The organism is Streptomyces pactum (genome assembly GCF_002005225.1).
In the GTDB taxonomy this organism is placed as follows: domain Bacteria; phylum Actinomycetota; class Actinomycetes; order Streptomycetales; family Streptomycetaceae; genus Streptomyces; species Streptomyces pactum_A.
This window is the reverse complement of the sequence record NZ_CP019724.1, coordinates 2,931,422-2,949,942: the sequence shown is the minus strand read 5'-3', so window position 1 is coordinate 2,949,942 and position 18,521 is coordinate 2,931,422. Positions and strand designations below refer to the sequence as shown.

Here is an 18,521-nt window from a genome sequence, read left to right as displayed (position 1 = left end):
TTTCGAGCAACGTGAGGGAAACTCATGGCGGGTGGATCCGAGTCGGATGTCGCTGGGTTCGCGGCGCGATCTGCTCAGCCGATCGCGGTGGTGGGAATGGCGTGCCGACTGCCCGGTGCGGCAGGACCGGAGGAATTCCGCGATCTTCTCCGCAATGGCAGGGAAACCGTCCGAGCCGCCGCCGAGGATCGCCCCTACGCGCCGCGCCGGGGCGGCTTCCTGACATCGGTGGATCTTTTCGACGCGGGGTTCTTCGGCATTTCGCCGCGCGAGGCCGCGATCATGGACCCGCAGCAGCGGCTGATGCTGGAACTGTGCTGGGAGGCACTCGAGAACGCCGGCATAGTGCCCGCACGCCTCGACGGTGACGACGCCGGGGTCTTCGTCGGCGCCATCGCCGACGACTACGCCGCGCTGTCCCGGTCCGCCGGTGCGGGGGCCACCACACCGGAGACGACCACCGGCCTCAGCCGGGGCATGATCGCCAACCGGGTCTCCTACACGCTGGGCCTGCACGGCCCCAGCCTCACGGTCGACTCGGGCCAGTCGTCGTCCCTGGTCGCCGTGCACCTGGCCGCCGAGAGCCTGCGCCGGGGCGAGTGCTCCCTGGCCCTGGCCGGAGGCGTGAACCTCATCCTCGCCGAGGAGAGCACGGCCGCCCTCGAACGCTTCGGGGCGCTCTCCCCGGACGGCCGCTGCTACACCTTCGACGCCCGTGCCAACGGCTATGTGCGCGGCGAGGGAGGCGGCGTCGTCGTCCTCAAGCCGCTCGCCGACGCGGTCGCCGACGGCGACGACATCCTGTGCGTGCTCGCGGGCAGCGCGGTGAACAACGACGGCGGCGGCGAAGGCCTGGCCGTCCCCGACCGCGAGGGCCAGCAGGCGGTGCTGACCGCCGCGTACGAGCAGGCCGGGATCGACCCGGACGCCGTCGGCTACGTCGAACTGCACGGCACCGGGACCCCTGCGGGCGACCCTGTCGAGGCCGCGGCCGTCGGCACCGTGCTCGGCGCCGGAAGGAGCGCCCGACGGCCGCTGCTGGTCGGCTCGGTGAAGACCAACATCGGCCACCTGGAAGGCGCCGCGGGCATCGCGGGCCTCCTCAAGGCCGTACTGACCGTCCGCCACCGGGAGATACCCGCCAGCCTCAACCACACCACCCCCAGCCCCCGCATCCCCATGACGGAGCTGGGCCTGCGCGTCAACACGGCCACACAGCCCTGGCCCCCGGAGGCCGGTCCGCTGGTCGTCGGCGTCAGCTCCTTCGGCATGGGCGGCACCAACTGCCACGTCGTCCTCACGGAATGGGACGGCACCGCACCGGCGGCCGCACCCGGCATCCGGCCCACCGGAACTCCGCTGCCCCTGCTCGTCTCCGGCCGCGACGAGCGGGCACTGCGCGACCAGGCGCACCGGTTGCTACGGCACCTCGACGAGCACGGCCCGCTCGACGTCCAGGACGTCGCCCACACCCTGGCCACCGGCCGCACCGCCTTCCCGCACCGGGCCGTGCTCCTGGCCCGGGAGCCGGGAGAGGCGGCCGGACAACTGGCCCGGCTCGCCGACGGCGCGCCTGCCCCGGACCTCGTGCGCGGCACCGTGACCGAGGGCTCCCTCGCCTTCCTCTTCACCGGTCAGGGCAGCCAGCGCCCCGGCATGACCGCCGGACTGTACCGGTCGGCACCGCGGTACGCCGCCGCCCTCGACGAGGTGTGCGCCCACCTGGACCCCCATCTGCGGCTGCCCCTGCGGGACGTGCTGTTCGCCCCCGAGGGATCGGCCGAGGCGGCACTGCTGGACCGCACCGAGTTCACCCAGCCCGCGCTGTTCGCCGTTCAGGTCGCCCTGTTCCGGCTCGTGGAGCACTACGGCCTCGCCCCGCGGCTGCTGCTCGGCCACTCCGTCGGCGAGCTGGCCGCGGCGCACGTCGCCGGCGTCCTGTCGCTCGCCGACGCCTGCGTCCTGGTCACGGCGCGCGGCCGGCTGATGCAGGGCCGGCCGGCCAACGGGGCGATGGTCTCCGTCCAGGCCACCGAGGAGGAACTCGTACCGTTCCTCGATGAGGCGGTGGCCGCCGCCGCCCTGAACGGTCCCGCCTCCACCGTGCTCGCGGGCGACGAGGACGCCGTCCTGGCCGTGGCCGCCCACTGGGCCGCCCGGGGCCGCAGGACCAAACGCCTGCGGGTCAGCCACGCCTTCCACTCACCGCACATGGACGGCATGCTCGCCGAGTTCCGCGACATCGCCGGGCGACTGGCCTACGCGGCCCCCCGGATCCCGATCGTGTCGAACGAGACGGGCGCCCTGCTCACCGAGGCCGAGGCACGTTCCCCGGAGTACTGGGTCCGGCACGCCCGCGCCACCGTGCGCTTCCTGGACGGCGTACGCCTGCTGGAGGAGCAGGGCGCGACCACGCTGGTCGAACTCGGCCCCGACGGCACCCTGTCGTCCATGGCCCGGGACTGCCTGCGCGAGGCCGGCACCGCGTCCGTGCCCCTGCTGCGCGGCCGGGACCGCGCGGAACCGGAAGCGGTGGTCGCCGCGCTGGCCGCGCTCCAGGTCCGCGGCGTGCCGATGGACTGGGAGCGGCTCGCCACCGAGGAGGGCGCCAGGCGGGTACCGCTGCCCACCTACGCGTTCCAGCGGCGCCGCCACTGGCTGCCCGACCAGACCCCCGCGACCACCCCCCGCCGGGACACCGGACACCCGGCCCCACGCGCCGACGAGCCGACCGTGCCGAGGCGCGCACCACACGGCGACCGTACGGCGCTGGAGACCGTCCGGGCAGCTGCGGCCCTCGTGCTCGGGCACGACTCGCCGGACGACATCGCCGCGCACGCGCCCTTCAAGGAGCTGGGGTTCAGCTCCCTGATGCTGGCCGAACTCGGCGAGCGGCTCACCGAGGCGACCGGACACCGGGTCCCCACCACGCTCCTCTTCGACCACCCGACACCGGACGCGCTCGCCCGCCGGCTCTCGCCCGCCGGCGTCGAAGCGCCCCTCGCCACGGCGTCCCCGGCGGCGCACGACGACGACCCCGTCGCGATCGTGGGCATGGCCTGCCGACTGCCCGGGGGGATCCGGTCGCCCGAGGAGTTCTGGCAGTTCGTCTCGGCGGACGGCGACGCCGTCTCCCCGCTGCCCGCGGACCGGGGCTGGACCCTATCCCGGGACTTCCCGGGCGAGGGCGCGTTCCTCGCGGACGCGGCCGACTTCGACGCGGCGTTCTTCGGGATCTCGCCGCGTGAGGCGCTGGCGATGGACCCGCAGCAGCGGCTGCTGCTGGAGACGTCGTGGGAGGCGCTGGAGCGGGCCGGAGTGAACGCGCGGTCCCTGCGCGGCAGCCGTACCGGCGTCTTCGTCGGAGCGAGTCCCTCCGAATACGGCCCCAGGCTCCACGAGCCGTCGCCGGCCGACGGACACGTGCTGACCGGTACGGCACCCAGTGTGCTGTCGGGCCGGGTCGCCTACACGCTGGGTCTCGAGGGACCCGCGCTGACGGTGGACACGGCGTGCTCCTCCTCGCTGGTGGCACTGCACCTCGCGGCGCAGGCGCTGCGCAACGGCGAGTGCGATCTCGCCCTCGCCGGTGGTGTCACCGTGATGGCGACCGCCGGTATGTACGCCGAGTTCGCGCGGCAGGGGGGTCTGGCTCCGGACGGGCGGTGCAAGGCGTTCGCGGACGGGGCGGACGGTACGGGGTGGGGTGAGGGTGCGGGTGTCCTGGTGCTCTCGCGGTTGTCCGAGGCGCGTCGGCGGGGGCACGCGGTTTTGGCGGTGGTGCGGGGTTCGGCGGTCAATTCGGACGGTGCGTCGAATGGTCTGACGGCGCCGAACGGTCCGTCGCAGCAGCGGGTGATCCGGCAGGCGTTGGCGTCGGCGGGGCTGTCGCCGGCCGATGTGGATCTGGTGGAGGCGCACGGTACGGGGACGAGTCTGGGTGATCCGATCGAGGCGCAGGCGTTGCTGGCGACGTACGGCCAGGACCGCGCGGACGACCGGCCGTTGCTGCTGGGGTCGGTGAAGTCGAACATCGGTCATACGCAGGCGGCGGCGGGTGTGGCGGGTGTGATCAAGTCGGTGCTGGCGTTGCGGCACGGGGTGATGCCGGCGACGTTGCACGTGGACGCGCCGTCGCGGGAGGTGGACTGGTCGGCGGGTGCGGTGGAGCTGCTGACCGAGGCCAGGCGGTGGCCGGAGACGGGACGGCCCCGCCGGGCGGGGGTGTCGGCGTTCGGGATCAGCGGCACCAACGCACACGTGATCGTCGAGGAGCCGACGCGGCCGGCACAGGCGCCCGACCGCGGGACGCCGGCCGCCGCACCGCCGCTGACCCCCTGGGTGGTCTCCGGCCGGGGCGAGCAGGCGCTGCGCGCGCAGGCCGCCCGGCTGCTGGACCGCGTGGCGGGCGAGCCCGAACTGGACCCGGCGGACGTGGGCCTGTCGCTGGCCCGGTCGCGCACGGCGCTGGAGCACCGGGCGGTGCTCCTGGGCACGGACCGGGACGAGCTGATGGCCGGCCTCCGGTCGGTCGCCGAGGACACGTCGGCCGCCGGAACCGCGCGCGATGTGACGGGCGAGGGCGCGACGGCCTTCCTGTTCACGGGCCAGGGAGCGCAGCGCCCGGGCATGGGCCGCGAACTGTACGAAACGTTCCCGGTGTTCGCGGCGGCCTTCGACGAAGTGTGCGCCCAGGCGGACCCCGGACTTCAGCGGCCGCTGAAGGAGGTCGTCTTCGGCGGTGACCCCGCTGTACTGGCGGACACCGGCTGGGCTCAGCCGGCGCTGTTCGCGGTGGAGGTCGCGCTGTTCCGGCTCCTGCAGGCGTGGGGTGTGCGGGCGGATGTGCTGGTGGGGCATTCCGTCGGTGAGCTGGCGGCGGCTCATGTGGCCGGGGTGTGGTCGTTGGCGGACGCGTGCCGGGTGGTGGTGGCGCGGGGCCGGTTGATGCAGGGGTTGCCTTCCGGTGGGGCGATGGTGGCGGTGGAGGTGGCCGAGGACGAGTTGGGGGTGTTGCCGGCGGGGGTTTCGGTGGCGGCGGTGAACGGGCCGCGGTCGCTGGTGCTGTCGGGTGATGAGGGTCCGGTGCTGGAGCTGGCGGAGTCGCTGGCCGGTGCGGGCCGGCGGACCAGGCGGCTGTCGGTGTCCCACGCGTTCCACTCGGCGCGGATGGAGCCGATGCTGGCCGAGTTCGCCGAGGTGCTCAAGGGCGTGGAGTTCCGTTCCGCCGCGATCCCGGTGATCTCCAACCTCACCGGTGGGACGGCGGGCGCGGAACTGACCACGCCCGAATACTGGGTGCGGCAGGTCCGCGAGGCGGTCCGCTTCGCCGACTGCGTCACCACCGCGCACGGCGAAGGCGTCCGGCGCTACCTCGAACTCGGACCCGACGCCGTCCTGACCTCGCTCACCCAGGACGCCCTGGCCGAACGGGGCACCGACCGGAACCCGGTCGCCGTGTCCGCGCTGCGCCGTGACCGATCCGAGCCCTTGGCACTGCTGAGCGCCCTCGGCCGGCTGCACGCCACCGGACTGGACGTGGACTGGGCGGCCTACCTCGCACCGTACGGCGCCCACACGGTCGAGCTGCCCACCTACGCCTTCCAGCGCCGGCGCTACTGGATGGACCCCGTCACCCCGTCCCCCGCGCCGACCGACCCCGTCCGCTACCGCGTCGAGTGGGCGATCGTGCCGGACGGCGCCACAGCGTCGTTGAGCGGTGTCTGGGCCGTCGTCGTCCCCGCGGGCGAGGAGCACGCGGACCTCGTATCGGACGTGACCACGGCCCTGCGGGAGCACGGCGCACGGCCCGTGCCGGTCGAGGTCGACCCGGAGGAGGCCGACCGGGCCGAGACGGCCGACGCCCTGCGCGCCGCGCTCGGCGAGGAGGGCCGCGGCGTGGTCTCGCTGCTCGCCCTGGACCGCGGGCCGGGCGCGGGCACCGCCGCGACGGCCGGGCTGCTGCGGGCCCTCACCGGGCCGGGCGGCGGCCGGCTGTGGTCGCTGACGCGGGGCGCGGTGTCCGTGAGCCCTTCCGACGCGCTCACCGCGCCCGCGCAGGCCCAGGTGTGGGGCGTCGGCCGCGTCGCGGCACTGGAGCACCCCGAGCGCTGGGGCGGACTCGTGGACCTGCCCGGCGTGCTGGACGAGCGGGCCCGCGCCCGGCTGTGCGCCGTCCTGGCGGGCGGCACGGGCGAGGACCAGGTGGCCGTACGGCCCGCCGGACTCCACGCCCGGCGGCTGCACCGCGCGGCCCCCCGCGCGCTCGCCGCCGGGGACGCGGGCGGCGCGGCCGGACGGGAACGGGAGGAGCGGCGCGCGTACGCGGACGGCACCGTCCTGGTCACCGGTGGCACCGGCGCCCTGGGCGCGCACGTCGCCGACTGGCTCGCCCGGGCCGGAACCCGGCACATACTGCTGACCGGCCGACGGGGCGCCCAGGCCGAGGGAGCCGCGGAACTCGTCGCGCGCCTGCGCGAACTGGGCGCCGAAGCGACCGTAGCCGCCTGCGACGCCGGCGACCGGGAGGCCCTGGCCGAGCTGATCGCCGCGCTGCCCGCCGACCGCCCGCTGACCGGAGTCGTGCACGCCGCCGGTGTCCTCGACGACGGGGTGCTCGACTCGCTCACCCCCGACCGGTTCGCCGCGGTCGCCGCACCCAAGGTGACCGGCGCCCGGCACCTGCACGAACTCACCCGCGACCTCGACCTGTCCCTGTTCGTACTGTTCTCGTCCGTCGCCGGCACGGTCGGCCTGGCCGGACAGGGCAACTACGCGGCGGCCAACGCCTACCTGGACGCCCTCGCCGTGCACCGCTCCCAGCTCGGCCTGCCGGCGACGGCGGTGGCCTGGGGCTCCTGGTCCGGCGCGGGCATGGCCGGGGACACCCCGGCGGCCCGCGACCGGCTGGCCCGCACCGGCCTGCGGCCCCTCGACCCCGCCGCCGCCCTCGCCGCGCTCGACCGGGCCGTCGCCGACGGCGAGAGTGCCGTGACGGTCGCCGACGTGGACTGGGAGCGGTTCGCGGCCGGTCTCGCCCCCGGCAGGCCGCACCCGCTGTTCACCCGGATACCCGAGATACGGCAGGCCCGGCCCCAGGAGACCGGCCCAGGTCCCGCCGGGCCGGCGGACCGGCTCGCGGGTCTCGCGGGCGACGCACTGCGCCAGGCGCTCGACGACATGGTCAGCGGTGAGGTCGCCGCCGTCCTGGGGCTCCCGCCCACCGACCGGTCGCCGGCCGACCGCACCTTCAAGGCACTCGGCTTCGACTCGCTGATCGGCGTCGAGTTCCGCAACCGGCTCGCCACCGCACTCGGCAGGCGGCTGCCGCCGAGCCTGATCTTCGACCACCCCACCCCGGGCCGGCTCGTCGAGCACCTGGCGGCCGGACTGGAGGGCGGCGAAGACCGGCCCGCCGCCACCGGCGCACGGCCGGCCGCACCCACGCGCACGCACGACGACCCCGTCGTGATCGTGTCCGCCGCCTGCCGCTTCCCCGGCGGCGTGCGCACCCCCGAGGACCTGTGGCGGCTCGTCCTCGACGGCCGCGACGCGATCGGGCCCTTCCCGGTGGACCGCGGCTGGGACCTCGACGGCCTCTACGACCCCGACCCCGGCACGCCCGGCACCAGTTACGTCCGCGAGGGCGGCTTCCTCACCGGCGTCGCCGACTTCGACGCGGCGTTCTTCGGGATCTCGCCACGCGAGGCGCTGGCGATGGACCCGCAGCAACGGCTGCTGCTGGAGACCTCCTGGGAGGCGCTGGAACGGGCCGGCATCGTTCCGGGCTCCCTGGCCGGCAGCCGGACCGGCGTCTTCGTCGGCTCCAACGGCCAGGACTACGCGAACCTGCCGCACTCCTCCGACGTCGAGGGCCACGTGCTGACCGGCACGGCCTCCAGCGTGCTCTCCGGCCGCATCGCCTACACCCTGGGGCTGGAGGGCCCCGCCCTGACCGTCGACACCGCGTGCTCCTCCGCGCTGGTCGCCCTGCACCTGGCCGTGCGGGCGCTCGACGCCGGTGAGTGCGACCTCGCCCTCGCGGGCGGTGTGACCGTGATGTCCGGCCCGGAGATCTTCGTCGAGTTCTCCCGTCAGCGCGGTCTGTCCGCCGACGGGCGCTGCAGGGCCTTCGGCCCCGACGCGGACGGCACCGGCTGGGCCGAAGGCGTGGGCACCGTCGTCCTGGAACGGCTCTCCGACGCCCGCCGCCTCGGGCACGAGGTGCTGGGCGTCGTACGGGGCACCGCCGTCAACCAGGACGGTGCCTCCAACGGGCTCAGCGCCCCCAACGGTCCCGCACAGCAGCGGGTGATCCGCCAGGCGCTGGCCGCGGCCGGCTGCACACCGTCCGACGTGGACGCGGTGGAGGCGCACGGCACCGGCACCCGGCTGGGCGATCCCATCGAGGCGCAGGCCCTGCTCGCCACCTACGGCCGGGACCGGCCCGCCGACCGGCCGCTGTACCTCGGCTCGGTCAAGTCGAACATCGGGCACACCCAGGCCGCCGCCGGCCTGGCCGGCGTGCTCAAGATGCTGTCCGCCCTGCGCCACGGGCAGCTTCCGAAGACCCTGCACGCCCCGCGCCCCACCCCGGAGGTCGACTGGTCCGAGGGCGCGGTCGCCCTGCTCACCGATACCCGGACCTGGCCTGCCGTCGACCGGCCGCGCCGCGCGGGCGTCTCCGCGTTCGGCGTCAGCGGCACCAACGCGCACGTGATCCTGGAACAGGCGCCCCCGGCCGCCGACCCCGGCCCCGCACCGGCCGCGCGGCCGCCCGCGCTGGACGGCACCGTGCGGCCGTGGGTGCTCAGCGCCCGGTCCGGCCGGGCGCTGGCCACACTCGCGGACCAGTTGCGCGAGACGGCGTCCCAGGCGGCCCCGGCCGAACTCGCGCACTCCCTCGCCACGACCAGGACCGTCTGGGCCGAGCGCGCCGTCCTCCTCGCGGGCGACCGCGAGGAACCGGCCGCCGCCCTGGCCGCGCTGGCCCGCGGCGAGGGCGACCCGCGGGTGGTGCGCGGCACCGCCGACACCCGCGGCCGGGTCGTCTTCGTCTTCCCCGGCCAGGGCGCGCAGTGGGCCGGCATGGCCGCCCGGCTGTGGGAGTCGTCGCCGGAGTTCGCGCGGTGGATGGACCGCTGCGACCAGGTCCTGCGCACCCTCACGGACTGGTCCCTCACCGACGTGATCCACCAGGCGGACGGCGCCCCGGGCCTGGACCGCGTGGACGTGCTCCAGCCCGCCTCCTGGGCCGTGAGCGTCTCGCTGGCCGCCCTGTGGCGGTCCTGCGGCGTCGAACCGGCCGCCGTCGTCGGGCACTCGCAGGGCGAGATCGCCGCGGCCTGCGTCGCGGGCGCCCTGTCGCTGGAGGACGCGGCCGTCCTGGTGACACTGCGCAGCCGGCTCATCGGCGAACACCTGTCCGGGCATGGCGGCATGGTCTCGGTCGCCCAGTCCCCGGCGGACACCGAGGAGCGCATCGCCCGCTGGGCGGGCAGGATCGGCCTCGCCGCCCACAACAGCCGCCGCTCCACCGTCGTCGCCGGTGACCCGGAGGCGCTGGCCGAACTGCTCGCCGCCTGCGAGGCGGACGGCGTACGGGCCCGCCGCATCCCCGTCGACTACGCCTCCCACTCGGCCCAGGTCGAGCGGATCGAACGGCAACTGACCGAGCTGGCGGCCGGGATCGTGCCCCGCCCCGCACAGATCCCCTTCCACTCCACCACCACCGGGGCCCCGCTCGACACCACCGGCCTGGACGCCGCGTACTGGTACCGCAACCTCCGCCGGCCCGTGCTGTTCGGTCCGGTCACCGAGGAACTCCTCGCCCGGGGCCACGACGTGTTCCTGGAGATGAGCCCGCACCCCGTGCTCGTACCGGCCGTGCAGGACGCCGCCGACGCGCTCGGGGCCACCGCCGCCGCGGTGGGCAGCCTGCGCCGGGACGAAGGCGGCCCCGAGCGGTTCGCGCGCTCCCTCGCCGAGGCGTTCGTCCGGGGCGCCCCCGTGGACTGGACGGCCGTGCTCGGCGCCCCCGGCGCCGCCCGCCCGGTCGCCCTGCCCACGTACCCCTTCCAGCGCACCCGGTTCTGGCCCGAGCCCGCCCCGGTGCCGGCCGGCCCGGTCGCCGACGGCGCGGACGAGGAACTGTGGCAGGCCGTGGAGCGCGGTGACCTGGCCGCCGTGGCAGCCGAACTCGCCCTCCAGGACGGCGAGTCGCTGCGGGACGTGGTGCCCGCGCTGTCCGACTGGCGTCGGCGCCGCAAGGACTCCGCGACCCTCGACACCTGGCGCTACCGCGTCACCTGGACACCGGCGGCCCCGCCCGCACCGGCCGCCCTGGACGGCGACTGGCTGCTGGTGACCGACGACCTCGACGACCCGGTCACCCGGTGGGCGCACACGGCCCTCGGGGACGGCACCGCCACCGTCGTGACGCCGGCGGACGTCCCCGCCCGGCCGCGCACACCCCGGGGCACCCCGTGGACCGGCGTCGTGTCGCTGCTCGGACTCGCCGACCTCCCGCACCCGCGGTATCCGGCCGTACCGGCGGGCGTCGCAGGCACGGTGGCCCTGCTGACCGCCTTGCGGCAGACCGGGATCGAAGCCCCCCTGTGGTGTCTGACCAGGGGCGCCGTCGGCACCAGCGGCACGGACCGGGTCACGGCGCCGCGGCAGGCCCAGCTCTGGGGCCTGGGCCGGGTAGCCGGTCTGGAATCCCCCGACACGTGGGGCGGGCTCGTCGACCTGCCCGCCGCACCCGACGAGGCCACCGCGACGCTGCTGCGGGCCGTGCTGGCCGCCGACGGCACCGAGCAGGAGTACGCCCTGCGGCCCGCCGGTCCGTACGTGCGCCGACTGGTCCGCGCGCCGCTGCCGCGGGGAGCCGCGCCGCGCTCCTGGCGTCCCCGGCCCGACGGCACCGTCGTGGTCACGGGCGGCACCGGAGCGCTGGGCGCCCGGGTGGCCCGCTGGCTCGCCCACGCGGGCGCCGGACACCTGCTGCTGACCAGCCGGCGCGGTGCGACCGCCGAGGGAGCCGCCGAACTCGCCGAGGAACTGCGCGCGCTGGGCGCCGAGGTGACCGTCACCGCCTGCGACGTCGCCGACCGCGCCCAGCTCGCCGCGGCACTGGACGACGTCCCGGCGGCGTTCCCGGTCCACGCCGTGTTCCACACCGCGGGCGTGAGCCGCGACGCCCCGCTCGCCGAGACCACGCTCGGCCAACTGGCGGACGTCGCCGCCCCCAAGGCCCTCGGCGCCCACAACCTGGACGAACTGCTGGCCGGCCACGACCTGGACGCGTTCGTGCTGTTCTCCTCCGGCGCCGCGATCTGGGGCAGCGCGGGCCAGGGCGGATACGCCGCGGCCAACGCCTACGCCGACGCCCTCGCGGCCGACCGGCGCCGGCGCGGGCTCGCCGGCACGTCGGTGGCCTGGGGAAGCTGGGCCGGCGGCGGCATGGTCGACGCCGGCCTCGCGCGCGAACTGGCCCGCGGCGGTGTGCGGTCGATGGACCCCGACCTGGCCGTGGCCGCACTCCAGCAGGCGCTCGACCACGACGAGACCACCCTCACGGTCACCGACACGGACTGGGCCCGCTTCGCCGAGACGTTCACCGCGGCCCGCCCCCGCCCGCTGATCGACGGCATCCCGGAAGCCGTCCCGGCCGCCCCCGCCGAACCGGGCACCGAGGAGGCCGGCCTCGCCGCGCGCCTGGCACACCTCCCCGCCGGCGAGCGCGACCGGGAGCTGCTCGAGCTGGTCAGGAACACCGCGGCACTGGCCCTCGGCCACCGGAGCGCCGAGTCCATCACCCCGTCGAAGCCGTTCAAGGAGCTGGGCTTCGACTCGCTGACCGCGGTCGACCTGCGCAACCGGCTCGTCGCCGCCACGGGGGTCCGGCTGCCCGCCACTCTCGTCTTCGACCACCCCACGCCCCGCGCGGCGGCGGACTCGCTGCGGACCCTGCTGTTCGCCGGGGACCCGGCACCGGCCGAGACCGCCGCCCCCGCCCGCACCGCGCCCGCCAACCGGGCGGACGACGACGATCCGGTCGCCATCGTGGCGATGGCCTGCCGCTTTCCCGGCGGCGCGACGACACCGGAGGCGCTGTGGGAACTGCTCGCGGCGGGCGCCGACGGCATCGGGGGCTTCCCCACCGACCGGGGCTGGGACATCGACCCCGACGCGGCCTTCTCCCCGACCGGCGCCTTCCTGGACGGGGCGGCCGACTTCGACGCGGCGTTCTTCGGGATCTCGCCGCGTGAGGCGCTGGCGATGGACCCGCAGCAGCGGGTGCTGCTGGAGACGTCGTGGGAGGCGCTGGAGCGGGCCGGAGTGAACGCGCAGTCCCTGCGCGGCAGCCGTACCGGCGTCTTCGTCGGCGCCGGCTCCCACGACTACGGCACCCTGGTCGCGTCCCTGGAGGGGGGACAGGACTACGCCCTCACCGGCGCCGTCGGCAGTGTGCTGTCGGGCCGGATCGCCTACGCGCTGGGTCTCGAGGGACCGGCGCTGACGGTGGACACGGCGTGCTCCTCCTCGCTGGTGGCACTGCACCTCGCGGCGCAGGCGCTGCGCAACGGCGAGTGCGACCTGGCCCTCGCCGGTGGCGTGGCGGTCATGGCCACCCCGGGCGCCTTCGACGCCTTCGCGCGGCAGGGGGGTCTGGCTCCGGACGGGCGGTGCAAGGCGTTCGCGGACGGGGCGGACGGTACGGGGTGGGGTGAGGGTGCGGGTGTCCTGGTGCTCTCGCGGTTGTCCGAGGCGCGTCGGCGGGGGCACGCGGTGTTGGCGGTGGTGCGGGGTTCGGCGGTCAATTCGGACGGTGCGTCGAATGGTCTGACGGCGCCGAACGGTCCGTCGCAGCAGCGGGTGATCCGGCAGGCGTTGGCGTCGGCGGGGTTGTCACCGGCCGATGTGGACCTGGTGGAGGCGCACGGTACGGGGACGAGTCTGGGTGATCCGATCGAGGCGCAGGCGCTGCTGGCGACGTACGGCCGGGACCGCGCGGACGACCGGCCGTTGCGGCTGGGGTCGGTGAAGTCGAACATCGGTCATACGCAGGCGGCGGCGGGTGTGGCGGGTGTGATCAAGTCGGTGCTGGCGTTGCGGCACGGGGTGATGCCGGCGACGTTGCACGTGGATGCGCCGTCGCGGGAGGTGGACTGGTCGGCGGGTGCGGTGGAGCTGCTGACCGAGGCCAGGCGGTGGCCGGAGACGGGACGGCCCCGCCGGGCGGGTGTGTCGGCGTTCGGGATCAGCGGCACCAACGCACACGTGATCGTCGAGGAGCCGACGCAGCCGGCACAGCAGGTGGGAACGGCTTCCGCCGCGGCCCCGGACGGCGCCCCGGACCGGGCCCCGGGCGTGATCCCGTGGGTGGTCTCCGCACACTCGGCCGAAGGGCTGCGCGCGCAGGCACGGCGACTCGCGGAACACCTGCGGGAGAACACGCGGCGCCCGGTGGACGTGGGCTGGTCGCTGGCGGTTTCGCGTGCGGTTCTGGAGCATCGGGCGGTGCTGACCGGGCGGGAGCCGGGTGGGTTCCTGGCCGGGCTGGAGGCGCTGGCCGAGGGGGAGAGTGCCTCGGGTGTGGTGCGGGGTGTGGCCGGTGAGGGTGGGACGGCGTTGCTGTTCACCGGTCAGGGTGCCCAGCGGGCCGGTATGGGGCGGGAGCTGTACGAGGCGTACCCGGTCTTCGCCGGGGCTTTCGACCGGGTGTGCGGGCATCTGGACCTGATGCTGGAGCGGCCGTTGAAGGAGGTCGTGTTCGGCGGTGACGAGGCGGTGCTGGCGCGGACCGAGTGGGCGCAGCCGGCGTTGTTCGCGTTGGAGGTGGCGCTGTTCGAGCTGGTCGCCTCGTGGGGTGTGCGGGCGGATGTGCTGGTGGGGCATTCCGTCGGTGAGCTGGCGGCGGCTCATGTGGCCGGGGTGTGGTCGTTGGCGGACGCGTGCCGGGTGGTGGTGGCGCGGGGCCGGTTGATGCAGGGGTTGCCTTCCGGTGGGGCGATGGTGGCGGTGGAGGTGGCCGAGGACGAGTTGGGGGTGTTGCCGGCGGGGGTTTCGGTGGCGGCGGTGAACGGGCCGCGGTCGCTGGTGCTGTCGGGTGATGAGGGTCCGGTGCTGGAGCTGGCGGAGTCGCTGGCCGGTGCGGGCCGGCGGACCAAGCGGCTGTCGGTGTCCCACGCGTTCCACTCGGCGCGGATGGAGCCGATGCTGGCCGAGTTCGCCGAGGTGCTCAGGGGCGTGGAGTTCCGTTCCGCCGCGATCCCGGTGATCTCCAACCTCACCGGCGGGACGGCGGGCGCGGAACTGACCACGCCCGAATACTGGGTGCGGCAGGTCCGCGAGGCGGTCCGCTTCGCCGACGGGGTGGCCACGGTGCTGGGCCGCGACGTGGACAAGCTGCTCGAACTGGGCCCCGGCGGGGCGCTGACCGCGATGGTCGAGGAGATCCTGGACCACACCGGCAGCGGCGCGGTCTGCGTCCCCGTGCTCCACGCCGGACGCGCCGAGGACGCCGCAGTCCTGCACGCGCTGGCGACCGTCCACGCCGCAGGCACCCCCGTCGACTGGACCGCCTTGCTCGCCGGCACCGGAGCCCGCACGGTGGACCTGCCCACCTACGCCTTCCAACGCCGGCGCTTCTGGCCGCGGCCGGGCAGTACCCCCAAGGACCTCGCCGCGGCCGGGCTGGCCGAGGCCGGGCACCCGCTGCTGACCGCCTGGCTCCCCTCGCCCGCCGGCGAGGACGTGCTGTGCACCGGCAGGATCTCCCTGGCGACACACCCCTGGCTGGGCGACCACACGGTGCTGGGCACCGTGCTCGTCCCCGGCACGGCCTTCGTGGACCTCGTCTGCTGGGCGGGCGACCGGGTCGGTTGCGGCACGCTGCGCGAACTGACCCTCGCCACGCCGCTGGCGCTCGCCGAGGACGCGGCGGTTCGGCTGCGACTGGTCCTCGGCGCGCCCGACGCCACCGGATGCCGCCCGGTCGCCGTGTACTCACAGCCCGACCGCGCCGACGACGCACCGGACGGGTCGGGCTGGACCCGCCACGCCGAGGGACTGCTGGGCCAGGCCGACAACCCTGCCGCCGCGCCGCCCACGGACCTCGCGACCTGGCCGGTGGCGGGCTGCGAGCCCATCCCCCTGGACGGGTTCTACACACGCCTCGCCGAGGCGGGCTTCGCCTACGGGCCCGTCTTCCAGGGGCTGCGGGCCGCATGGCGACGCGACGACGAGGTCTTCGCCGAGGTGAGCGTGTCCGCGGACGACACCGGTGGCTTCGGTGTCCATCCGGCCCTGCTCGACGCGGCCCTGCACGCACTGGGCCCGGCCGCTCGGGCCACGGACGAACCCGGCTCGGCCCGGCTGCCGTTCTCCTGGGGCGAGGTACGAGTGCACGCGGTCGGCGCCACCCTGCTGCGGGTCCGGCTGGTCCGGGCCGAGGACGGCACCGTCACCCTGCACGCCGCGGACGCCACGGGCCGCCCGGTGGTCTCCGTCGGCTCGCTCGTCCTGCGCCCGCTCTCGCCCGCGAAGCTGCTCGGCGCCGCCCCGGCGTCCGACGACGCGCTGTTCACCACCCGCTGGGTGCCGCTGGACGGCGCCCGCGGCCCGGCCCGGCCCGCCGCCGACTGCGTGCTGCTCGGCGACCCGCTGGACGGCGACCCGCTGGACGGCGCCTGGCGGCACCACCCCGACCTCGACGCCTTCGCCGGGGCACTCGCCGACGGCAAGGAGCAACCGGGCACGGTTCTCGCCCGCTGCCCGCAGGACGCGGCGTGCGGCGACGACCCCGCCGAGGGGGCCCGGCGCTGTGCCGAGTGGGCGCTCGACCTGCTCCAGCGGTGGCTGGACGACGACCGGCTGACGGACTGCCACCTGGTGATCGGCACCCGGCGGGCGGTGACCACCGGAGCCGACGGCGAGGCCGCCGCCGCACCGGCGGACGTCGTCGGGCTCGCCCAGTCCACGGTGCTCGGCCTGGTCCGCTCGGCCCAGAGCGAGCACCCCGGCCGCGTCACGCTGGCCGACTTCGACGGCACCGCACCCGACCCGGAGCACCTCGCCCTGGCCGTACGGCTGGCGGAGCCGGAGGTGGCCGTGCGGGCGGGCCGGCCCTACGCGCGCAGGCTCACCCGCCCGGACTCCGGCCGGGCCCTGGCCGTGCCGCCGGCGCCCGGCACGTGGCGGCTGGACAGTACCGGCCGCGGCAGCCTGGACAACCTGGCGCTCCTCCCGTGCCCGCCGGCCGAGGAGCCCCTCGGCGAGGGCATGGTGCGGATCGCCGTACGCGCCGCCGGAATGAACTTCCGGGACGTCATGATCGCGCTGGACATGTACCCCGGCCACGCGGACCTGGGCACCGAGTGCGCCGGTGTCGTCCTGGAGACCGGGCCCGGCGTCACCGGCCTGGCCCCCGGCGACCGGGTGATGGGCATGGTGGCCAAGGCCTTCGCACCCACCGCCGTCGCCGACCGGCGGCACCTGACCCGGACACCGGAGGGCTGGTCCCACGAGACGGCCGCCGCCACCCCGGTGGCCTTCCTGACCGCCTACTACGGCCTGGTCGACCTGGCGGGACTCGGCGCCGGGGAGTCGGTGCTCGTACACGCCGCCGCCGGCGGGGTCGGCATGGCCGCCGTCCAACTGGCCCGGCACCTGGGGGCCGAGGTGTACGGCACCGCCAGCGAACCGAAGTGGGGGACGCTGCTCGACGCCGGGCTGGACCGCGCGCACATCGCCTCCTCGCGGACGACGGCCTTCGCCGACTCGGTGCTGGCGGCGACCGGGGGAGCGGGCGTGGACGTGGTGCTGAACGCGCTCGCGGGCGAGTTCGTCGACGCCTCGCTGCGGGCCATGCCGAGCGGCGGCCGGTTCATCGAGATGGGCAAGACCGACCCGCGCGATCCCGAACGGGTCGCGGCGGAACACCCCGGCGTCCGCTACCGGTCGTTCGACCTGGGCGAGGCCGGCCCGGACCGCGTCGCGGACATCCTGGCCCACCTCGGGGAACTCTTCGCGTCCGGTGACCTCACCCCGCTGCCGGTGACCGTCTGGGACGTCCGGGACGCGCCGGACGCCTTCCGCGCCCTCAGCCGGGCGACGCTCACGGGCAAGGCCGTGCTCACCGTCCCCGCCGTCTCGTTCGAAGCCGACGAGACCGTACTGATCACGGGTGGCACCGGCACCCTGGGCACCCTGCTCGCCCGGCACCTCGTGACCGAGCACCGGTTGCGCCACGTCACCCTGGCCGGCCGTCGCGGCGCCGACACCGCCGAGGTGCGGCGCTTGCGCGACGACGTGGCCGCACTCGGTGCGCGGATCGAGGTGGCGGCCTGTGACGCCGGCGACGAGGGCGCGCTGCGGCGGGTGCTGGACGAGATCACCGCCGAGCGGCGCCTGGCGGGCGTCGTGCACGCCGCCGGCGTCACCGACGACGGGGTCGTGACCGCCCTGGACCACGGGCGGCTGTCGGCCGTACTCCACCCGAAGACGCGCGGAGCGTGGCTCCTGCACCGCCTCACCGCGCACCTCGAGCCCCGGATGTTCGTCCTGTTCTCGTCCGCCTCGGCCACCCTGGGTGCCGCCGGACAGGGCAACTACGCCGCGGCCAACGCCTTCCTCGACGCGCTCGCCGAACACCGGCACGCCCGGGGACTGCCCGCCACCAGCCTCGCCTGGGGACTGTGGGACCAGGCCAGCGGCATGACCGGGCGGCTCCAGGACCGCGACCGGCGGCGGATGAGCCGGTCCGGCGTCACACCGCTCAGCTCCGCGCACGGACTCGCGCTCTTCGACACCGCGCGGTTCACCGGCCTTCCCGCGCTCACCCCGGCACGCCTGGACCTGGCCGGACTGCGGGCCCGGTACGCGCACGAGCCGCTGCCCGCCCTCCTGCGCGACCTCGTCCGAGTCCGGCAGTCCGCCGCCCAGGCCGCGACGACCGGCCCGGAACCGTCCGGGGCCGCGCCGCTGGCCGAACGGCTGGCGGCACTGTCCGCCGCGGAACGGCAGCGGCACGTCCTGGACGTGGTGCGCCGGCACACCGCTGCCGTACTGGGCCACGGCTCGGCCGACGAGATCGACCCCGACCAGGCGTTCAAGGCGCTCGGGTTCGACTCGCTCACCGCCGTCGAGCTGCGCAACCGCCTGCGGACGGCGACCTCCCTCGCCGTCCCCGCCACCCTCGTCTTCGACCACCCGACACCGGCCGCACTCGCCACGCACCTGCTGGACCTCGCCGCGCCGCCGGAGCAGGACCCGGTCCGCCGGATCATGGGCGAACTCGACCGTCTGGAGGCCGGGGTGGAGGCACTGGCCCCCGGCGACCCGGAACACCACGAAGAGGTCGCCGCGCGGCTGCGGCGCATCCTCAGGCACCTGGAGACGGACGCGGCGGCCGACGACGCCGGTCCGCAGGACGCCTCGCTCGAAACCGCCTCGGCGGCGGAAGTCCTCGCGTTCATCGACAGCGAATTCGGCGATCTCGCCTAGTACACGTACGG

1 protein-coding gene is annotated in these 18,521 nt (G+C 75.7%); it reads left to right on the top strand.

All coding sequences use genetic code 11. The annotated features are described in order from the left end of the window. Positions 1 to 24: 24 nt before the first annotated feature. A complete protein-coding gene (locus tag B1H29_RS39295; protein WP_279636546.1) occupies positions 25 to 18,510 on the top strand; it encodes a type I polyketide synthase in 18,486 nt (6,161 codons plus the stop codon). Positions 18,511 to 18,521: the final 11 nt, after the last annotated feature.

Bases quoted from the DNA above. Each gene is read 5' to 3' on its own strand.
- B1H29_RS39295 (WP_279636546.1), top strand. From the start codon at position 25: ATGGCGGGTGGATCCGAGTCGGATGTCGCTGGGTTCGCGGCGCGATCT.